The following is a 19,715-nucleotide window of genomic DNA, read 5'->3' as shown; positions in this document are numbered from 1 at the left end:
TTGTCCCGGCGGCTCGTGCTTCAGAGCGCCGGGCATGTAATTCGAATAATGATTGCGGCAATCGGCAACATCATGCCCGCCTTATAGGCCCGCCCGAAACCAGCGTCCAGAGGCTTGAAACGCGGCGCTTTGGCCCTTTTCCCTGCCCCGTCGCGCCACTAATGTGGCCACACCGAACACAAGGCTTTGCCCATGCCCCCCATTCCGCCCCGTTTTGACATCACCCGCGATGAAATCGCCCGTGTTGTTGCCGCCTTTTATGCCCGGATCCGCCAGCATCCCGGCCTCGGCCCGGTCTTTGCCGCCCACGTCACCGACTGGCCTGCGCATGAGGCAAAGATCACCCGCTTCTGGGCCAATGCCATCCTTTTCGAACGCAGCTATGACGGCAACCCGGCACAGGCGCACCAGCAGGCGAAAAACGTCCGCCCGGGCATGTTCGATCCCTGGCTTGGCCTGTTCGACATGACCCTGAAACAGGAACTTCGCCCCGATCAGGCCGCCGCCTGGTCGGCGCTGGCCCACACGATCGGGCGCAGCCTGCGCGCCAGCGTGGTCGAGCGCCAGCGCGGCCCCGGTGGTGTGCCGATCCTGCGTTAGGGTCAGCCCCTAGGCTTCGGCCCGCAGATCCGGCGCCGCCGCCAACAGGGCGCGGGTGTATTCGGTCTGTGGCGCGGCAAACAGCGCCTGCGCCTCGCCCTGTTCCACCACATCGCCCGCCTTCATCACCATGATCTTGTGACTCATGGCGCGCACCACGTGCAGGTCATGGCTGATGAACAGATAGGCCAGCCCGTATTTGCGCTGTAAATCGCGCAACAGATCCACGATCTGCACCTGGACCGTCATGTCCAGCGCGCTTGTCGGCTCGTCCAGGACCAACAGCTTGGGGCGCAGGATCATCGCCCGCGCAATCGCGATACGCTGGCGCTGCCCGCCGGAAAACTCGTGCGGGTACCGGTCCATCATGGCCGGGTCCAGCCCGACCTCTTCCATCACCTCGCCCACCAGCGCCCGCGTGTCGCGCCCGCCGGGGTTGCCATGCACCCCCAGCCCCTCGGCGATGATCTGTTCACAGGTCATGCGCGGCGACAGGCTGCCGAACGGGTCCTGAAACACGATCTGCATATGCTTGCGCAGGTTGCGCAATTCGCGGGTCGACCATTGGCGCACGTCCTGCCCGTCAAACACGATCCGGCCTTGCGAGGCGATCAGCCGCATGATCGCCAGCGCCAGCGTCGTCTTGCCCGATCCGCTTTCCCCGACAATGCCAAGCGTTTCGCCGGCCCGCACCAGGATCGTCGCCTCGTTCACCGCCTTCACATGGCCCACGGTCTTCTTGAAAAAGCCGCGCTGGATCGGGAACCACACCTTCAGGTCTTCTGTCTCTGCCACCACCGGCGCTTCGGGCGCCACCGGATCGGGCGCGCCCACCGCCCGCGCGCTCAACAATTTCCGCGTATAGGGATGCTGCGGATTGGCGAAAATCTCGTCCACCGCCCCGGCCTCGACAATCTCGCCATCCTTCATCACGCAGACCTTGTCGGCAATGCGCCGCACGATGCCCAGATCATGGGTGATGAACAAAAGCCCCATCCCCTCCTGGGCCTTCAGATCGGCCAGCAATTCCAGGATCTGCGCCTGGATGGTCACATCCAGCGCCGTCGTCGGCTCATCCGCGATCAGCACATCGGGCTTGTTGGCCAGCGCCATGGCGATCATCACCCGTTGCCGCTGCCCGCCGCTCAACTGGTGCGGATAGGCGCCCAGCCGGCTTTGCGCGTCGCGAATGCCCACTTTCTCCATCAGCTCAACGATGCGTGCCCGCGCCGCCTCGCCCACGATCCCCTGATGCAACGCCAGACTTTCGGCCAGCTGTTTTTCCAGCGTGTGCAGCGGATTGAGCGAGGTCATCGGCTCCTGGAAGATGAACGAAATGTCATTGCCCCGCACATCGCGCAGCCGGGCATCCGACGCGCCGATCATCTCCTGACCGTCATAGGTGACACTGCCCGAAACCTCGGCGCTGCCCGGCAGCAAGGACACCGTGCTCAGCGCCGTCACCGATTTTCCCGATCCACTCTCGCCCACCAGCGCGACGGTCTCGCCCCGGTCCAGCGAAAAGGACACCCCCCTGACCGCCTCCACCACGCGCCCGTCCTGCCGGAACCCGACCCGCAAGTCCTTCACTTCAAGAATGCTCATGAAAAGGTCTTTCTCGGGTCAAACGCGTCGCGCACGCCTTCAAAGATGAAGACCAGAAGCGACAGCATGATGGCAAAGGTGAAAAACGCCGTGAACCCCAGCCATGGCGCTTGCAGGTTCTGCTTGGCCTGAAGCGTCAGTTCCCCAAGGCTCGGCGCGGTTGACGGCAGGCCAAAGCCCAGGAAATCCAGCCCGGCCAGCGTGCTGATCGTCCCCGTTACGATGAAGGGCAACATCGTCACCGTCGCCACCATCGCGTTGGGCAGCATGTGGCGGAACATGATCGTGCGGTTGGACACGCCCAGCGCCTTGGCCGCGCGCACATATTCCAGATTGCGCGCGCGCAGGAACTCGGCCCGCACCACCCCCACCAGCGCGGTCCAGCCAAACAGCACCGTCAAAAAGACAAGCAGCCAGAAACTGCGCCCCAGCACGGCAAACAGGATGATGATGATATACAGGCTGGGCGTCGCCCCCCATATCTCGATCACCCGCTGAAAGATCAGGTCCAGCCAGCCGCCGAAATAGCCCTGCACCGCGCCCGCGATGATGCCCACCACACTGGCCAGCGTGGTCACGATCAGGGTAAAGAAGATCGACAGGCGAAAGCCGTACAGCACCCGCGCCACCACGTCGCGCTTGCGGTCATCCGTGCCCAGCCAGTTCTGCGCACTGGGCGGCAGCGGCGCGGCGCCGGGACGGTCCACCGGCGTGTTATAGGCATAGGGGATCAGCGGCCAAAGCGCCCATCCCTTGTAGAACCCGTCCTCGCTGAACGTCCCCGCCGCGACCTCCTGAATGATCTCCTCGGGCGCGTCAAAACACAGATCCACGCCGCCGGTCCGGATCAGGCATTGCACCACCGGATCCTTGTAATCGGCCTCGGTCTTGAAATCGCCGCCAAACGCGGTTTCGGGATAGAAGCTGAATACCGGCGTGTAGATCTCGCCGCGATAGCTCACCACGATGGGCCGGTCATTGGCCAGCACCTCGGCGAACAGCGATACGCCAAAGGCGATCACGAAAATGATCAGCGACCAGAACGCCCGCCGGTTGCGTTTGAAGTTGCGCCAGCGGCGCTGATTGAGAGGGGACAATGCCATCGCGTCACCCCTCCCGCTTTTCAAAGTCGATGCGCGGATCGACCAGCACATACATCAGGTCCGACAGGATACCGACAACCAGCCCGATCAGCCCGAAAATGAACAGCGTGCCAAAGATCACCGGATAATCCCGCGCCACCGCGGCCTCAAACCCAAGCCGCCCCAGCCCGTCCAGCGAAAAGATTGTCTCGATCAGCACCGAACCGCCAAAGAACACCCCGATGAACACCGCCGGGAAACCCGCGATCACGATCAGCATCGCGTTGCGGAACACATGCCCGTAAAGCACCCGCTTCTCACTCAGCCCCTTGGCCCGCGCGGTCATCACATAGTGTTTCTTGATCTCGTCCAGGAACGAATTCTTGGTCAGCAGCGTCAGCGTGGCAAAGGCCGCGATGGTCGAGGCCAGAACCGGCAGCGTGATATGCCACAGATAGTCCAGAAGCTTGCCGATCATCGTCAGGTCATCAAAATTGTCCGAGGTCAGCCCCCTCAGCGGAAACAGCTTCCAGTACGACCCGCCCGCGAACAGCACCAGCAGCATGATCGCGAACAGGAAACCGGGAATGGCATAGGCCACGATAATCGCCCCGCTCGTCCAGGTATCAAAGGGCGAGCCGTCCCTGACTGCCTTGCGGATGCCCAGCGGGATCGACACCAGATAGGCAATCAGCGTCGACCAAAGGCCCAGCGTGATGCTGACCGGCATCTTTTCCAGCACCAGATCCGTCACGCTGATCTTGCGAAAATAGCTCTCGCCGAAATCCAGCCGCGCATAGTTCCACAACATCATCAGAAACCGTGTAACCGGCGGCTTGTCGAAACCGAACTCCTTTTCCAGCTGGGCGATGAATTCCGGCGGCAGCCCCTGCGCCCCGGCATATTTACTACCACCCGCGCTGCCGGCAAAATTGTCGGTTTCCATGACTCCGGCATCCTGCCCGCCCCCGGCAAAGCCCTCGAACACGTCGCCCTGCCCCTGGATCTGGGCGATGACCTGCTCGACCGGGCCACCGGGCACGAACTGCACCAGCGCAAAGTTGATGATCATGATCCCCAACAGCGTCGGAATGATCAGCAACAGCCGTCGTAATATATAGGCGCCCATGCCGGGATTACCTCAACGCGCCTTCGGCCTTCAGGCGCGCGGCCTTCTCGGCGTTGAACCACCAGAAATCCAGCGTGCCCACGGAATAGCGCGGCAACGGATCGGGGTATTCATACTGGTCGTAATAGGCCACCCAGGAGCTGTCATTGTACCAGACCGGGATCATGAACCGTTCCCAGCGCAGCACCCGGTCCAGCGCCATCAGCGCCACGTCGCGATCCTCGCGGGTTTCGGTTTGCAGCGAAACCTCGATGATCTTGTCCACCAGCGGGCTGGCCAGCCCGGCCGGGTTGAACAGCGAAAACGCGGCCTCGGCGGATCCGTAGCGCTGGAATAGTCCCGTGCCGGTGTCCAGGAACGCCACATAGCTGTCAAAGACCAGATCATAGTCGCGCTCCCGCTCGCGCAACGTATATTGTGCCGGGTCCACCTTTTCCTGAACCGCGTCGATCCCCATGCGTTGCAGGTTCTGCACGAACACCTCGATAAACGCGCCCAGCGTGGCCGACGATGAAGACGGATAGGGAAACACCAGCGTCAGGGTTTCGCCCCGGTCGTTGCGCCGCATCCCGTCGTCGCCCACGATCCAGCCCGCCGCATCCAGCAATCGAGACGCCTTGCGCAGGTTGCCCCGGTCAATCTCGCGCTTGGGGCTGGATGTATGCGCCATCACCGCCGGTTCGTTCAGGATCTCTTCCGGCACCAGGTCTCCCAGACTTTCCAGCAAGGCGCGCTCCTTGCCCTCGGGCAGGCCCATGGCTTCGTGCGGCGCACCCTGCACAAAGGAATTGCGCTGCTTGAACAGGCCGAATTGCAGGGATTCATTGGTCCATTCGAAATTGTAGCCCAGCGAAATCGCCTCGCGCACCCGCCGATCCCTGAGCACCTCCCTGCCCAGATTGAAGATGATGCCACTCGGGGTTGGCGGCGTGCCATCGGGCAGCTCTTCCTTCTTCACCCATCCCTTCTCGACGCCGGGGAAATCATAGCCCGTGGCCCATTGCTTGGAATTGCCTTCCGCCCGGAACGTGTATTCCCCGGCCTTGAACGCCTCGAACGCGGCTGAATCATCGGCGAAATACTCGATGCGGATGCGGTCGAAATTGTGCCGCCCCCGGTTGATCGGCAGATCGCGGCCCCAGTAATCCGGGTTGCGCTTGTAGACGATGCGCCGGTTCACGTCATAGCTTTCCACCATGTAGGGGCCCGAACCCGGCGATGTGTCCAGCCGTGGCTCGTCCAGGCGTGCGCCGGTCTCCTCGAACCATTTTTTGGACCACACCGGCACCCCGCCCACCTGGTCGATCAGGCTGCGGCGCGAAATACCCTCGGCAAAGGTGAACTTGACCCTGTAATCGTCCAGCGCCTCGGCGCTCAGCACCAACTTCTTCACCGCCTGCGCATAGGACGGAAGCCCCTGCTCCAGCAGCAGGTTGTGCGAAAACACCACGTCCTGCGCCGTCACCGGCGTCCCGTCCGAAAACCGCGCCTCGGGCCGCATGTAGAAAATCACCCAGGTCTTGTCCTCGTCATATTCCAGCCGTTCGGCCAACAGCCCGTAGGATTCGCCATACACATCCGCCGGCGCGGATCCGCCGGTGGGCGCATCCCCCAGCAGGCTTTCATACATGATCCAGCTATAGCGCCCGCCCCGGCCCTTGCGGCTGTAGGGGTTGAGCGAATCGAACGTGCCCGGCGCCCAAAGCGAGATTTCGCCGCCCTTGGGGGCATCCGGGTTCACATAGTCGAAATAGGGGTAATCCGCCGGGTATGTCAGATCGCCGAAATAGGAATAACCGTGACTGCGGATAATCCCGTCCTCTGCGGCGCGCACGCTCCCGGCGGCCAGCATCAACGCCACCGCCGCGGCCCCCGCAATGAACCATCGGTTCAGGATCTCCATAGGTTGGGCGGTCCTGTACGCAACGCGGCTCTGGCTCATGGCGTTTTCCCCTGACTGTCGAGTGTTTTTTTTCGTTATTCCCTAGCTAAGGGTGCTTGCCGGCGACATTCAAGTTCCGAATGCGTGAACAGGCCGTGAAAGCAAGGTTTCGCATGCGTCCGGGTCGGCACCACCCCACCCGGCGCCCGCCGGCACGAACTCGCGCGTCCCGTCATCCGGTATCAAGGGGGAATTAAGGTGAGAGGCTGGACAACGACCCAAGCGGGGCTCGTTACGGCTGCTTCCTTCCGGATCTGACCGGGTTGGCGAGGCGCCTGCCCGCGCCAACCTCTCAGGACGGCATATAACCCCGCATCCGGCGCTGTGCAAGCCGTCCCTGCGCCAATCCGGGCGTCAAATCCAGAAGATAACGGCGATATCCCTCGCTGACCGGTCCCAGATCATGCAGGCGCCGGTCGGGTGGCAGCGCCGCCTGTACGGCGCCGGCGCCGGTTTCGAACACCGCGCAAGTGTCGGCCAGTTCGGCAAACCGCCAACTGCGGATCGCCGCATCGGTCCGGCCCCGGCCGGTCTGCAAATGGCGGGTCAGAAGATCACGGATGCCGACCGGCTCCAGCGTTACCGCCCGCTCGGCTGTTGCATGCGGGAAATGTCCTCCGCCCCCGGCGCGATAGGCGTTCGTGGCCAGCAGCACCTCCCGGTCCGGGTCCAGCGCGCGCCCGGCCAGCTGCGCCCCGATGATCCGGTGCGCAGCCGGATCGGCCAACCGCCCCTCCGGGTCATAGCGCGCGGGCCGGGACAGATCGATCTCATAGGTCATCCCGTAAACCGACTCGCGGTTATAGGGCGCCACGTCGCGCTCGAACAGGCGCTGATCATACCGCCCCGGCAGCAGCCGGTTATACAGGCTGGCGGACATTTCCAACCACTCCAGAAGCTCGGCACCGGTTAACCTCAGCACGCTCAACTCGTTGGAAAAGAACTGCATATCCGCGATTGCCCGGCGCGCCACAGGTCCGGCGGGAATATCCGTGTAATGCTCGGCCCCGGCCCGCCCGCCGCATTTCATCGGCGCGACCGACGCCAGAAGCGGCAGCCCCTGCAACGGCGTGCCGCTCAGCGCGCGCTGCAAATGCGCCAGCTTGGCCTCGGCCACAAGCCGCACCGACCGGTCATCGCGAACCATCGCGAAATAGCTGTGCACCAGCGCGTCCAGATGCCCAAGCACGGTTTGCGTCATGTCCAGCGTGTGCCGGTGCGCCCCCGACAGAAGCCCCAGCAAGCCGGGATCCTCGGGCACATCGCGTGACGGCTCGGCCCGGCTGACAAATCCGGCCACCGCCCAGCGCGCCCCCTTGCGTTCCAGCGTCAGGTCCAGCCGGCCAAGATGCGACCCGGACGTGCCCGGCATTACCGTCGGCGTGCCGTGCAACATGCCCCGGTCACTATCGATTCCGGGCGCCTCTGGCCCCCACGGACCGGGAAAGACCTTGTGCACATGGCCCGCGACCACCGCATCCACCGTGTCCAGCCGCGCCACCGCCGATGCCGCGTTCTCCGCGCCTGCCACATGCGGGGCCGCCGAAATGCCGCTATGGGCCAGCGCCACCACCAGGTCCGCCCCCGCCGCGCGCAGTCCCTGCGCCGCGCGCGCGGCGGCGCTGGCAATGTCCTCGGCCTCCAGCCGCCCGGTCACACGCCGCCCGTCCCACTGCATCACCTGCGGCGGCAGAACACCGAACACACCCACCCCCACCGTTACCGCGCGCCCTGCCGTGTCCCGCGCCCTGACCGGGATCACCACCCCGTCCTGCCACAGGCCCTCATACCCGCCACCGGGCAACGGGCGCAGATTGGCGCATAACAGCGGGAAATCCGCCTCGCCCAGAATCGCGCGCAAGTCGTCGCGCTCCAGATCAAACTCGTGATTGCCCAGCGCCGCCGCGTCATAGCCCAGCGCCGTCATCGCCGCGATGACCGGGTTTTTCCGCCCCGCCCCGGCCGGCAGATGCGCATCCGCCAGCGGCGTGCCCAGCAGGAAATCGCCATTGTCCAGCAACAGACAGGCCCCCGCATCCTGTCGCGCCGCGCCGATCATCGTGGCCAGCCGGGCCAGAGAGCCGCCCCGGCCCGGCCGGTCGGCGAAGTAATCATAGGCCAGCATCGCCGCGTGAAGATCGCTTGTCGCCAGAATCGTCAGCCCGACCCGTGCGCGCCTCATAATCGTACCTGCCGCGTGTTTTCCTGCATTTCCATCGCCCTTCTTCTGCTGTTTTCAACAGGCTCGCCTCGCGAGGCCGCGCGCGCAAGCCATGATCGTTCCGGCGTCAATTCAACCATAAAGCGAGGATACCGCGCAACACTCCCGTTACTCTGTCCGAGGTTTTGATTGCTCCCCGCGCCGCAAACTGGCAAGCCACCTCCAAAGCAGGAGACCGGCATGAAACACGCGGAAACAGTCACCTTTGGCGGATCGTCGCTGGATCGCGCCGCCGAGTTGCGCGGCGACAAAACCGCCATGGATGCCCTGCGCGCCGATCCCGCCAGCCTTGCCATCGCGCTCTGGCGGGGCAAACCGCTTTGCGCGGGCGCCGATCTGAACACCCTTGTGCGCCTGCCGCTCGATCACCCGCTCTTTGCCGGCCTGCGTGTCCCCCCGATCTTTCTGGGACGCGAGGAAACCGGCGCCGTCTTTGCCCGCGATGTCAGCGCCTGGGCGCCTGAAACCCTGGACGAAAACAGCCTGCGCCAGTTCTTTGACGCCAGCCTTCAACACCACCCGGCCCTGCCCGACGATCACCTGTTTGCCGAACTGCGCGGCATCATGGCCCGGCTTTCGCCGCGCGACGCCGAACTGGCCGCCACCGCCCGCGCCATCTTTGGCTGGCATCGCTCGCACCGGTTCTGCGCCGCCTGCGGCAACGAAAGCCGCATGGCCATGTCCGGCTGGCAGCGCAACTGCCCGGCCTGCAACACCTCCCATTTCCCGCGCACCGATCCGGTGGTCATCATGCTGATCACCCATGGCAACAAGGTGCTTATGGGCCGCTCGCCGGGCTGGCCCGATGGCATGTATTCCCTGCTGGCCGGTTTTGTCGAACCCGGCGAACCGATCGAGGCCGCCGTGCGCCGCGAGGTTCTGGAAGAGGCCGGCATCCGCGTTGGCCGCGTCGACTATCTCTCCAGCCAGCCCTGGCCCTATCCCTCCTCTCTCATGTTCGGCTGTCGCGGTATCGCGCTTGATGAGGATATCACCCTTGATCCGGCGGAACTCGAAGACGCGCTCTGGCTCACCCGCGAGGAAATGATGCAGGTTTTTGCCGGCGGCCATCCCGTGTTCAAACAGCCGCGCAAGGGCGCGATTGCGCATTTCATCCTGCGCAACTGGCTTGCGGACCGGCTGGATTAGGGCAAATATACCCACGCAAGGCAGCAGCGGCAGGCACCGGCGGCCACCAGCACCAATAAACCCCGCGACACGTAACAAGGGCAGGCAGTCATGGAATTCACCTCACGCGACGATATCGACGTTCCGATTGACCAGGCCTTTGAAATGCTGACGGATTTCGAACAATTCGAACGCGCCGCCCTGCGCCGCGGCGCCGAGGTGACTCGGCTTGACGATCTGGCCCGCCCCGGCGTGGGCGCTCGCTGGCAGGCCAGTTTCAGCTTTCGTGGCAAGCCGCGCGAAATGACCATCGCGATCACTGAATATGACCGCCCCAACGAAATCCGCCTGGCCGCCGCCGTGGCCGGCATCGATTCAGAGATTCGCCTGGAACTGGTGGCGCTGTCGCGCACCCGCACCCGGCTCAATATCTGGTCCGGGCTCAAGGCCAACACCCTGTCCGCGCGCCTGCTGCTGCAATCGCTGAAACTGGCGCGCAGCACGCTGACCCAGCGGCTGGACAAGCGCGTTGCCGGGCTGGGCCGCGACATGGAAGAGCGCTACGCCCGCCGCGCCTGACCGGCGGAGCGCGCGCTACATGTGGCGCGCCTGCACCGCCGGATAAACCCCCAGGATGTTCAGCGAGTTGGTGAAATAGTCCAGCTCTTCCAGCGCGCGGCGCACCGGGGCATCTTCGGGATGGCCCTCGATATCGGCATAAAACCGTGTCGCCGTGAACGATCCGTCCACCATATAGCTTTCCAGCTTGGTCATGTTCACCCCGTTGGTGGCAAACCCGCCCATCGCCTTGTAAAGCGCCGCCGGAATGTTGCGCACCTCGAACACGAAGGTCGTCATCATCTCGATTTCGCCGCGCCGCGTGTAATCCGGTTCGCGCGACATGATCACGAACCGCGTCGTGTTGTGCCCGTGGTCCTCGATATCGGCGGCCAGCACGTTCAGCCCATAGATCTCCGCCGCCAGGGACGAGGCCAGGACCCCCTGGTTGCGATGCCGGCTTTCGGCCAGTTCGCGCGCCGCGCCGGCGCTGTCTGCCGCGGCGACCCCGTGAATCCCGTGCATCTTCAGGAAATTGGCAGATTGCGGCAACAGCACCAGATGCGCGCGCACCGTGTCGATCTCTTCCAGCGTGACGCCGGGCAGCCCCATCAGACAGATCCGCACCCGCACAAAGGCCTCATCCACGATATGCAGCCCGCTTTCGGGCAGCAGGCGGTGAATATCGGCGACCCGTCCATAGGTCGAATTCTCGATCGGCAACATGGCCAGTTCCGCATCCCCCCGGCGCACCGCCCCGATCACGTCCTCGAACGATTGGCACGGCAGCGCCTCCAGGTCGGGATAGGCCTCCAGACAGGCCTGGTGCGAATAGGCGCCGGGTTCGCCCTGAAAGGCGATGCGTTTGGTCATTTCGGTCATTTCCGCCTTTTTCTCGCCGCTTGGGCGTTTGGTCGCGGTAACTATACCTTGCCATCACTTAGGGGAAGCGGATAGATACCCCGCAAACGCCACGAGATGGAAACGTAGCATGTTCGACACGATGACACTGACAAAAGTCCTGGGCGCTTTCTGTGGTGCCCTGCTGATTTACCTGTTGGGCGCTTGGGCCGCCGAATCGCTTTACCACACCGGTCCCAAGGGCAAAGGCGAAGGCTATGCCAAGCAGGCCTATACGATCGAGGTAGAGGGCAATGACTCCTCCGCCGAGGCCGAAGTCGAGGACGGCCCCAGCCTGGAAGAGTTGCTGGCTGCGGCCGACATCGAAAAAGGCGCCAAGGTCTACAGCAAGTGCAAGGCGTGCCACAAGGTCAACGCTGGCGAAAACGCCACCGGCCCGTATCTTTACGGCGTCGTCGGCCGGGCCGTCGGTTCGGTGGAAGGTTATGGCTATTCCGGCAACCTTGTGGCCGTGGCCGATACCTGGACCCCCGAAAACCTGGACGGGTTCCTGGCCAACCCCAAAGGATTTGCGCCCGGCACCAAGATGACGTTCTCGGGCCTGAAAAAGGCAACCGACCGCGCCAACCTGATCGCCTATCTGGACAGCCTCGACGACTGATCCCCATTGGCACCGATTCCCGAAAGGCCGCTGCGCGCCGCAGCGGCCTTTCTTGTGCCCGCACCCTGCCCCGCGACGGACCGCGCGTCGCCGCTTGCCAAAGCGCGCGGCTTTCGAAACCAACTGTTAATCTTTCCTGACACCCCCTTGCGCACGGTGGCTTAATCTTCGCCTTCCCAGACGCGCCAACCGACGCGATACCAACGCAATACCGACGTGATACCAACACGCAGATCCCTGCACAACAACGCCGTTAACCTGTCGAATCGCCGCGCGCGCCCGACCGGTGCGAAATCGCCCAGTTCCGCTGCGCGTCGGTCTCTACCGCACAGGGCCGCACCGCGCGCAGCCGCGCCAGCGCCGCTTCGGGATCTTCGCCGCGCTCCACCATCAGCCGCAGCACGATCATCCCCGACCGCCCGCACCCGCCCCTGCAATGCACCAGCCCCCGCCCGCCCCTGTCCAGCAGGGCGTGCACCCGTGGCGATATCTCCGGCCAGCGCGCCCCGGTCCCCGCATCCGGGGCGCCAAAATCGCGGATCGGCAGGTGCACCCAGTCAATGCCGGCCCCCGCCAGCGCCGCGCCCAGCCCCGCCGCGCCGGCCCGGTGCATCTCTTCAGTCTCCGTCATGCTGATCACCAGCCCCGGCGCCCATCCCGTAAGCCGTGCGAAATCCTGGGCGAAATCACCATCCGCGCCGGGCAGCGGGCCCAGGCCCAGCCGCCCAGAGCCTACCTTCAAATCACTGATCTCAAACGCCATTTCTTGTCTCCCCAAGGCGCTCCTGCTTGCCTCGGAAACCCCGCGCCGCACCCTCTGCCATGTACCACTGTGACAGGCCGCGCGAAAATGCCAAGCACGCCCCCATCAACATCACCGCCCGCGCGCGCGCCTTCCGTGTTTTGCCAGTCTCCGTCCGCGCAATCCCCGGCCCGCTCCGGGCTGGACCTGCCCCGCCCCGCCCCCTACTGTCTCACAGACCGTCCGAATCCCGCACAAAGGCCCAAAATGAGCGACACCCCTTCCCCCGCCTACCAGGTTCTCGCGCGCAAGTACCGCCCCGAAACCTTTGCTGATCTGGTCGGGCAGGATGCCATGGTGCGCACCCTGAAAAACGCCTTTGCCGCCGACCGGATCGCCCAGGCCTTTATCATGACGGGCATCCGGGGCACCGGCAAAACCACCACCGCACGGATCATCGCCAAAGGCATGAACTGTGTCGGCCCCGATGGAACCGGCGGCCCCACCACCGATCCCTGCGGCCAGTGCGAACACTGCGTCGCGATCATGGAAGGCCGCCATGTCGACGTGATGGAGATGGACGCCGCCTCGCGCACCGGCGTGGGCGACATCCGCGAAATCATTGATTCCGTTCATTATCGTGCCGCCTCGGCGCGATACAAGATCTATATCATCGACGAAGTGCACATGCTCTCGAACAACGCTTTCAACGCGCTGCTCAAGACGCTGGAGGAACCGCCCGCGCATGTGAAGTTCATCTTCGCGACCACCGAAATCCGCAAGGTGCCGGTCACGGTGCTGTCGCGCTGCCAGCGTTTCGACCTGCGTCGCATCGAACCCGAAGACATGATCGCCATGCTGCGCCGCATCGCCGCCGCGGAAGGCGCTGAAATCGCTGATGACGCGCTGGCCATGATCACCCGCGCCGCCGAAGGCTCGGCCCGCGACGCCACCTCGTTGCTGGATCAGGCGATCAGCCACGGCGCTGGGGAAACCACCGCCCAACAGGTCCGCGCCATGCTGGGGCTGGCCGATCGGGGCCGGGTGCTTGACCTGTTCGACATGATCCTGCGCGGCGATGCCAGCGGCGCGCTGGGCGAATTGTCCGCGCAATATGCCGACGGCGCCGATCCCATGGCCGTGCTGCGCGATCTGGCCGAAATCACCCACTGGGTCTCGGTGGTCAAGGTCACGCCGGTCGCCGCCGACGATCCCACCGTGTCGCCCGACGAGCGTGTCCGCGGCCAGACCATGGCCAACACCCTGCCCATGCGCGTACTTACCCGCATGTGGCAGATGCTGCTCAAGTCATTGGACGAAGTCGCCAGCGCGCCCAACGCCATGATGGCCGCCGAGATGGCTATCATCCGCCTGACCCATGTGGCCGACCTTCCCAGCCCCGAAGACCTGGTGCGCAAACTCCAGGACACGCCTCGCCCACCGACAACACCAGATGGCGGCGGCGGCGCGGCGCCTGGAAACGGCGGCCAGGGCCTGTCGGCGCAGTCCGGCGGGGGGGCAACGTCGGGCGGCAGCGGCGGCGCGGCCACCGCGCTGGCCACGGATGCCGAAAACGCACTCGCCCGCTATGCCACCTTCGAGCACGTGATCGAACTCATCCGCCGCAACCGCGACGGCGTGCTCGGTGTCGAAGTCGAAAAATACATCCGCCTGGTGTCCTATGCGCCCGGCCGGATCGAATTTGAACCCACCCAAGACGCACCCCGCGATTTCTCGCAAAGGCTGGGCACCGCCCTGCAACGCTGGACCGGCAACCGCTGGGCGGTGATCGTCGTGAACGAAGGCGGTGGCAAAACCATCGACGAAATCCGCAACGCCGAACACCACGCCCGCAAGGACGCAGCCCGCGCCCACCCCATGGTACAGGCCGTGCTGTCGGTTTTCCCAAAGGCCGAGATCGCCGAGATCCGCACCCAAAAGGACATCGCCGCCGAAGCCATGGCCGAGGCACTGCCCGAAGTCGAAGACGAATGGGATCCCTTCGAAGAAGACTGAGGTCTTTCACCGCAACCCGAGGCGCGCAATGTCAACCATTCCCCCTGCCCCCGCGACACCCGAAACCGACCCGCCACTCAGTCGCGAAAAACAGTTCGAGCTGCTCTACTGGGATTTTGTGACCGCAATCTGGGACCGGAAACGCTCGATTTTCGATCTCTGCCGCTGGATCGTCACCCTTCAGGCCCTCGTCGTCGGCTTCGTGGCCCTCCGGGAGGTCGAATTCGAAATCTATTTCTTCGCGGTGCCCCTGCTGATCGGCGGTGTCGGGCTGTACCTCCTTTCCGGTTTCCAGCAGGAACTCTTCAGCCACCGCCGCACCGTGGCCGAAATCCGCCACCGCGTTGGCGGAGATTTCCGCGACATAACCATCGATCACTTCAACGTATTCCGCGAAGGCAAGAAAGGGCGTGACACCTATTGGTATTCCATTGCAACCGGACACTGGATCATCATCGTGGTATCAACCGCCGTTTCCGTCGCCGCCGTTCTGCTTGCCGCCAGTTGAGCGTGCCCCCTTGTTCCCACGCCCCCGCCCCCGTATCTAAACCTCGAAACCACATTCAGGAGAACCGACATGCTCAAGGGACTCGGCAATCTTGGCGACATGGCCAAGATGATGAAACAGGCCCAGGAAATGCAGGCCAAGATGTCCGAAATGCAGGACGAACTGCACACTATCATGGTCACAGGCCAAAGCGGCGCCGGACTTGTCAAGGCGACCGCCTCGGCCAAGGGCGAACTCAAGGGGCTGGATATCGACCCGTCGATCTTCAACGGCGATGACAAGGAAGTGGTCGAAGACCTGATCCTCGCCGCCATCAAGGACGCCCAGACCAAGGCCGCCGAACGCGCACAGCAGGAACTGAACGGCATTGCCGAAAGCCTTGGCCTGCCCAAGGACATCAAGCTGCCCTTCTAGGTTTGCGCATCCTGCCCTTCATCTTGCTGAAAATACTCAAAATCCGGCGCGTCCCACCGGCGCGCCGCAGGGCATGGGGCATCACATGAGCCAGTCGGAAATTGACACTCTGATCGAGATGATGGCCCGGCTTCCCGGTCTGGGGCCGCGCTCGGCGCGGCGCGCGGTGCTGCACCTGATCCGCAAACGCGCCCTCTTGCTGACGCCGCTGGCAGAGGCGATGCAACAGGTCGCGCTGACGGCGCGCGAATGCCTGAACTGCGGCAATGTCGGCACCCGCGAAATCTGTGACATCTGCCAGTCCGACAAACGCGCCACGGGCGAAATCTGTGTGGTCGAGGATGTCTCGGATCTTTGGGCGATGGAGCGTGCCGGCGTCTTCAAAGGGCGGTACCACGTACTGGGCGGAACGTTGTCCGCGCTCGAAGGGGTCGGCCCCGAAGACCTCTCCATCCCCCGGCTGCTTGACAGGGTCACCAGCGAGAACATCACCGAAGTGATCCTGGCGCTGAACGCCACCGTGGACGGGCAAACCACGGCCCATTACATCGTCGACCAGCTGGAAGATCGCGTGCGGCTGACCTCCCTGGCCCAGGGCGTCCCGGTGGGTGGCGAGCTGGACTATCTCGACGAAGGCACGATCAGCGCCGCCCTGAAGGCGCGCAAACCCCTGTAACGAACGGCTCCCGCCCCTTTGACAGGCAGCAAAGCTGCCCGACAAAGCGTTGGGCCCGGCTCAGCAAGCTGAGCCTGCGATCACACCCGGGGCCTATGCCGAAACGAAAAAGGCCGCCCGAAACGGGGCGGCCAACTTCATTTGCATCGCGCGTCGTCAGCGCGGCTGTTCGTCTTCTTCCTCGTCATCGCCACCGGGCAGGTTGAAGAAGCTGTCCGCGTCGCGGTAATCTTGGTCGGAACGCTTGTCTTCCTCGTCATCCCTGTCATCGCTCAGGCTGAAGGTTTCCAGCCCTTCGATGGCGGTCGGGATCCGGGGTTCGGCGTCCATCTCCAGCGACTGCTCGGTCGAGACCAGCTTGCGGCGCTCGTCGTCATTCATGACCTCGCCCTCGGCGGCCTTCTTGGCGGCGGCTTTCTGCACGACCGCGTCCAGCTCGGACTGTTTGCACAGACCCAGCGCCACCGGGTCGATCGGCTGGATATTGGCGATGTTCCAATGGGTCCGCTCGCGGATCGCCTGGATCGTCGGCTTGGTGGTGCCCACCAGCTTGCTGATCTGGCCGTCGCTCAGTTCCGGGTGAAACTTCACCAGCCACAGGATCGACGCCGGACGATCCTGCCGCTTGGACAATGGCGTATAGCGCGGACCACGGCGTTTTTCCTCGCCCTGCGCGGCCGCATTGAACTTGAGCTTCATCTTGTAGAGCGGATTCTTCTCGGCCTGATCGATCTCTTCCTGGGTTAGCTGGCTGTTGGCAACCGGGTCAAACCCCTTGACCCCGGTGGCCACGTCGCCATCGGCAATCCCCTGAACCTCCAGCTCGTGCATGCCCACGAAATCCGCGATCTGCTTGAAGCTGATCGTCGTGTTGTCCACCAGCCAGACAGCGGTGGCCTTGGGGTGCAGCAATTTTGACATATGCTTCTCTCCTTAACCCAAATCTTCCCCGCTGCCTGACCTTGCAGGCGGCATCTGGAACCAGATGCGAGTTTCCGTTGTCGGGGAACTTGGCGCCTATATAGTGTTCCCAAACCGATAAGGAAAGAGTGAATGCGCATCCTTGGCACCATGCTGCTGGCCCTGATCATGGGCACCTCCCCTGCCCGGGCCGACGGCGATCCGGCCGGCGCGTTCGATTATTACGTGCTGGCCCTAAGCTGGTCGCCCAACTGGTGCGCATTGGAGGGCGATGCGCGCCAATCACCGCAATGCGATCCGCGTCAGGACCGGGGCTGGGTACTGCACGGGCTGTGGCCGCAATACGATCGCGGCTGGCCCGCCTTTTGCCGCACGACCCAACGCAACCCGCCGCGCGGCGTGACCGAGGGGATGACCGATATCATGGGCACCGCCGGCCTGGCTTGGTATCAGTGGAAGAAACATGGCCGTTGCACGGGCCTGCCGGCAGAAGACTATTTCACCCTGTCCCGCACCGCCTATGACAGCATCAACCGGCCAGAGGTCTTTCGGCGGCTCGACAAGCCCGTGCGCCTGCCCGCCGCAATCGTGGAAGAGGCGTTTCTCAAGGCCAACCCCCAACTGGACAAGGACATGCTGACCATCACCTGCCGGGACGGATACATCCAGGAAGCGCGCGTCTGCCTGTCAAAAAACCTCGATCCGGTCGCCTGCGGGCGCGATGTGATCAAGGATTGCTCGCTTGGAAATGCCCGGTTTGAACCGGTCCGCTGACCGCGCGACGTTGCCAAGATCCCCCGCCCTGCGCCGCCGGGCACGTCCGCTTTCAGATAATCTGCCCCGCAACAACGACGGCCGGTATCGCATCCATGCGTCCACCACGGCAAAACCTTTCAATGCAGTAGGTCAGCATTTCCTGGCATTGTCGCGGCCCCGGCGATTCGGCCCTGCTTCCCGCAGGCGGGTCAACCCTCGTTGATCCGCAGTGCGCCCGATTTCGCCTCGGCACATTTCTCCGCCGAAAACGCGGCGCGCTCCGCGCCCTGGTTCAACGCCTTCACCACGCCCTTTCCCTGACGCATATAGAACGGCTGAAACCCCTGGAACCCGCCAACGCCGTTTCCTGCGTTCATCTCACCGCAATACACCCGATCACCATTGCCAAGGTCCGCCACATACAGGTCGCGAAATCGGGCCGCGCCCGGATCCAGAGTTTGCTCGGCAAGTGTATTCTTGGCCCAAAACAATTCGCGTGGCGTTGCCTCGGCGGGTTGCGTCGTGACCAAAGTGGTGCCCGCACACCCGGCCAGACCTGCCAATCCTGCCATTCCAGATATCACCATCCTGCGCATGTGATCCTCCCCGGCGCTGCGATCGGCCCGCAAGACATCACGAAATTTTGGCAGGAACTGGGCACAGCACAAAAAAACCCGGCCAATTGGCCGGGTTTTTGCGTGCGATTGCGACACGGCTCAGTGCAGTTTGGCGTCGGCTTCGGAAATGCCCGCCTCGATCAGCTTGTTGGCATCGGCTGCCGTCATCTGCTTGGCGATCACATCCCGGGCCGCACCGATGGCAACCACGATAGCCTGATCGCGTACTTCCTTGACCGCGGCGGCCTGGGCAGAAGCGATCTGGTCTTCCGCCGCGGCCAGACGGCGCGCGATGGACTTGGCCAGGTCCGCCTTGGCCAGTTCGGCAGCGGTGGCGGCTTCGGCCTTGGCATGTTCAACGATGCGATCGGCCTGTTCCTGCACTTCCTTTTGCTTGCGCTCATAGGACGCCAGAACGGTCTGGGCCTCCTCACGCAGCGCGCGCGCCTCGTCCAGGTCCGACTGAATGCCTTCCGCACGCTTGTCCAGCATTCCGGCCAGCAAGCTGGGGACCTTGAAATAGACCAGCACCGCGATGAACAGCAGGAACGCCAGCACCACGATGAAATCGGTGTTCTTCAGCGAAAAGAACGGCGTGCCGGGCGCGGCAAAGGCCGGGCTGGCGGCCAGCAGGGCGGCGACTGTCGTCAGTTTGCGCATTGGCTTACCCTTTCATCCGTGTGGCGACGGCTTTGGTCACGTCGGCTTCTTTCGCCTGGGTTCCCAGAGCAGCCACAAGAGCAACGGCCGTGTCGTTGGCCACGTCCTTGATGCTTTCCAGCGCACCGGCACGGATTTCCGAAATTGCCTTCTCCGATTCGGCGGCTTTGGCGGAAATCTCTGCGTCGGCCTTTTCGGTCGCCGCATCCAGATCAGCCTGGATCTCGGCCTTGGCCTCGGCCACGATCCGCTGCGCCTCGGCGCGCGCCTCGGCCAGAGCCTTGTTATAGGCGTCTTCAGCTTCGACAGCCTTCGCCTTCAGCTCTTCGGCTGCGGCAATATCATTCGTGATGGTCCCCTGGCGCTCGGCCAGAACGGCGGCGATGCGCGGCAGCGCAATGCGCGACAGGACAAGGTAGATCACGACCAGCGTGATCAGAAGCCAGAAAATCTGGTTGCCCCAGTTCGAGAAATCGAGCTGCGGCATGCCCGGTGCAGAGGCGGCGGCTTCAGCGTTGTGGCTTGAAACCTTTGTGATGTCGGTCGCCATGGCGCCCTCCTTCGTGAACTTCCGGTTACACCGGGTGGGGGATTACACCACCACCCGGCCGTAAGGAT

Annotated in this window: 20 protein-coding genes and 1 other RNA gene; 9 read left to right on the top strand and 12 right to left on the bottom strand. The window is 63.8% G+C overall.

The window, feature by feature from the left end:
* Positions 1-192 precede the first annotated feature (192 nt).
* Positions 193-600 carry a group III truncated hemoglobin gene (locus I3253_RS09855; protein ID WP_197917483.1) on the top strand — a complete coding sequence of 136 codons (408 nt, stop codon included), beginning with the start codon at positions 193-195 and terminating at the stop codon, positions 598-600.
* 9 nt (positions 601-609) lie between these two features.
* Here I3253_RS09855 and I3253_RS09850 read toward each other — a convergent pair whose 3' ends face one another.
* From I3253_RS09850 to I3253_RS09825, 6 genes are all read right to left on the bottom strand, one after another.
* On the bottom strand, positions 610-2,205 hold the full coding sequence (locus I3253_RS09850) for an ABC transporter ATP-binding protein (protein WP_197917482.1): 1,596 nt from the start codon (positions 2,203-2,205) through the stop codon (positions 610-612).
* Positions 2,202-3,308, bottom strand: coding sequence for an ABC transporter permease (locus I3253_RS09845; protein ID WP_197917481.1), 1,107 nt, complete (start codon positions 3,306-3,308; stop codon positions 2,202-2,204). The genes I3253_RS09850 and I3253_RS09845 overlap by 4 nt, the downstream gene beginning before the upstream one ends.
* 4 nt (positions 3,309-3,312) lie before the next feature.
* Positions 3,313-4,416, bottom strand: coding sequence for a microcin C ABC transporter permease YejB (locus I3253_RS09840; RefSeq protein ID WP_197917480.1), 1,104 nt, complete (start codon positions 4,414-4,416; stop codon positions 3,313-3,315).
* 7 nt (positions 4,417-4,423) lie between these two features.
* A complete protein-coding gene (locus tag I3253_RS09835; RefSeq protein WP_232237059.1) occupies positions 4,424-6,268 on the bottom strand; it encodes an extracellular solute-binding protein in 1,845 nt (614 codons plus the stop codon).
* A gap of 286 nt (positions 6,269-6,554) precedes the next feature.
* Positions 6,555-6,653, bottom strand: an RNA gene (gene ffs, locus I3253_RS09830) — signal recognition particle sRNA small type.
* Positions 6,651-8,540 carry a 5'-nucleotidase C-terminal domain-containing protein gene (locus I3253_RS09825; RefSeq protein WP_197917478.1) on the bottom strand — a complete coding sequence of 630 codons (1,890 nt, stop codon included), beginning with the start codon at positions 8,538-8,540 and terminating at the stop codon, positions 6,651-6,653. The genes ffs and I3253_RS09825 overlap by 3 nt, the downstream gene beginning before the upstream one ends.
* A gap of 219 nt (positions 8,541-8,759) precedes the next feature.
* Here I3253_RS09825 and nudC point away from each other — a divergent pair, with 219 nt between their 5' ends.
* Entirely contained in the window at positions 8,760-9,728 is a 969-nt protein-coding gene (gene nudC, locus I3253_RS09820) for an NAD(+) diphosphatase (RefSeq protein ID WP_197917477.1), read from the top strand.
* A gap of 90 nt (positions 9,729-9,818) precedes the next feature.
* Positions 9,819-10,286, top strand: a complete 468-nt coding sequence (locus I3253_RS09815) for an SRPBCC family protein (RefSeq protein WP_197917476.1) — start codon at positions 9,819-9,821, stop codon at positions 10,284-10,286.
* 15 nt (positions 10,287-10,301) lie between these two features.
* Here I3253_RS09815 and I3253_RS09810 read toward each other — a convergent pair whose 3' ends face one another.
* Positions 10,302-11,138 carry a prephenate dehydratase gene (locus I3253_RS09810; RefSeq protein ID WP_197917602.1) on the bottom strand — a complete coding sequence of 279 codons (837 nt, stop codon included), beginning with the start codon at positions 11,136-11,138 and terminating at the stop codon, positions 10,302-10,304.
* 118 nt (positions 11,139-11,256) lie between these two features.
* On the opposite strand from I3253_RS09810, the gene I3253_RS09805 reads away from it, so the two are divergent.
* Positions 11,257-11,787 (top strand): c-type cytochrome, encoded by a 531-nt coding sequence (locus I3253_RS09805; RefSeq protein WP_197917475.1) that lies wholly within the window; start codon positions 11,257-11,259, stop codon positions 11,785-11,787.
* Between the two features lie 253 nt (positions 11,788-12,040).
* On the opposite strand, the gene I3253_RS09800 is transcribed toward I3253_RS09805, so the two are convergent.
* On the bottom strand, positions 12,041-12,550 hold the full coding sequence (locus I3253_RS09800) for a protein-tyrosine phosphatase family protein (protein WP_197917474.1): 510 nt from the start codon (positions 12,548-12,550) through the stop codon (positions 12,041-12,043).
* A 246-nt stretch (positions 12,551-12,796) separates the two neighbouring features.
* Between I3253_RS09800 and I3253_RS09795 the strand changes: the two genes are divergently transcribed.
* From I3253_RS09795 to recR, 4 genes are all read left to right on the top strand, one after another.
* Positions 12,797-14,545 (top strand): DNA polymerase III subunit gamma/tau, encoded by a 1,749-nt coding sequence (locus I3253_RS09795; protein WP_197917473.1) that lies wholly within the window; start codon positions 12,797-12,799, stop codon positions 14,543-14,545.
* Between the two features lie 28 nt (positions 14,546-14,573).
* Entirely contained in the window at positions 14,574-15,053 is a 480-nt protein-coding gene (locus I3253_RS09790; RefSeq protein ID WP_197917472.1) for a hypothetical protein, read from the top strand.
* Between the two features lie 69 nt (positions 15,054-15,122).
* Positions 15,123-15,467, top strand: a complete 345-nt coding sequence (locus I3253_RS09785) for a YbaB/EbfC family nucleoid-associated protein (protein WP_197917471.1) — start codon at positions 15,123-15,125, stop codon at positions 15,465-15,467.
* A gap of 85 nt (positions 15,468-15,552) precedes the next feature.
* Positions 15,553-16,143: a recombination mediator RecR gene (recR, locus tag I3253_RS09780; RefSeq protein ID WP_197917470.1), complete on the top strand. Its 591-nt coding sequence runs from the start codon at positions 15,553-15,555 to the stop codon at positions 16,141-16,143.
* Between the two features lie 156 nt (positions 16,144-16,299).
* Here the strand turns inward: recR and I3253_RS09775 are convergent, their stop codons facing one another.
* Positions 16,300-17,064 carry a DUF1013 domain-containing protein gene (locus I3253_RS09775; RefSeq protein WP_197917469.1) on the bottom strand — a complete coding sequence of 255 codons (765 nt, stop codon included), beginning with the start codon at positions 17,062-17,064 and terminating at the stop codon, positions 16,300-16,302.
* Positions 17,065-17,196: 132 nt separating this feature from the next.
* On the opposite strand from I3253_RS09775, the gene I3253_RS09770 reads away from it, so the two are divergent.
* Complete coding sequence (locus tag I3253_RS09770; RefSeq protein WP_197917468.1) at positions 17,197-17,838, top strand: ribonuclease T2 family protein; 642 nt, start codon at positions 17,197-17,199, stop codon at positions 17,836-17,838.
* 191 nt (positions 17,839-18,029) lie between these two features.
* Here the strand turns inward: I3253_RS09770 and I3253_RS09765 are convergent, their stop codons facing one another.
* From I3253_RS09765 to I3253_RS09755, 3 genes are all read right to left on the bottom strand, one after another.
* Positions 18,030-18,392 carry a hypothetical protein gene (locus I3253_RS09765; protein ID WP_197917467.1) on the bottom strand — a complete coding sequence of 121 codons (363 nt, stop codon included), beginning with the start codon at positions 18,390-18,392 and terminating at the stop codon, positions 18,030-18,032.
* 144 nt (positions 18,393-18,536) lie between these two features.
* On the bottom strand, positions 18,537-19,097 hold the full coding sequence (locus I3253_RS09760; RefSeq protein ID WP_197917466.1) for a F0F1 ATP synthase subunit B: 561 nt from the start codon (positions 19,095-19,097) through the stop codon (positions 18,537-18,539).
* A 4-nt stretch (positions 19,098-19,101) separates the two neighbouring features.
* Entirely contained in the window at positions 19,102-19,647 is a 546-nt protein-coding gene (locus I3253_RS09755; RefSeq protein ID WP_197917465.1) for a F0F1 ATP synthase subunit B', read from the bottom strand.
* Between the last annotated feature and the right edge of the window lie 68 nt (positions 19,648-19,715).

The sequence above is a fragment of the Thiosulfatihalobacter marinus genome, from assembly GCF_016019955.1.
Taxonomy (GTDB): domain Bacteria; phylum Pseudomonadota; class Alphaproteobacteria; order Rhodobacterales; family Rhodobacteraceae; genus Shimia; species Shimia marinus_A.
This window is presented reverse-complemented; position numbering and strand designations above follow the sequence as displayed.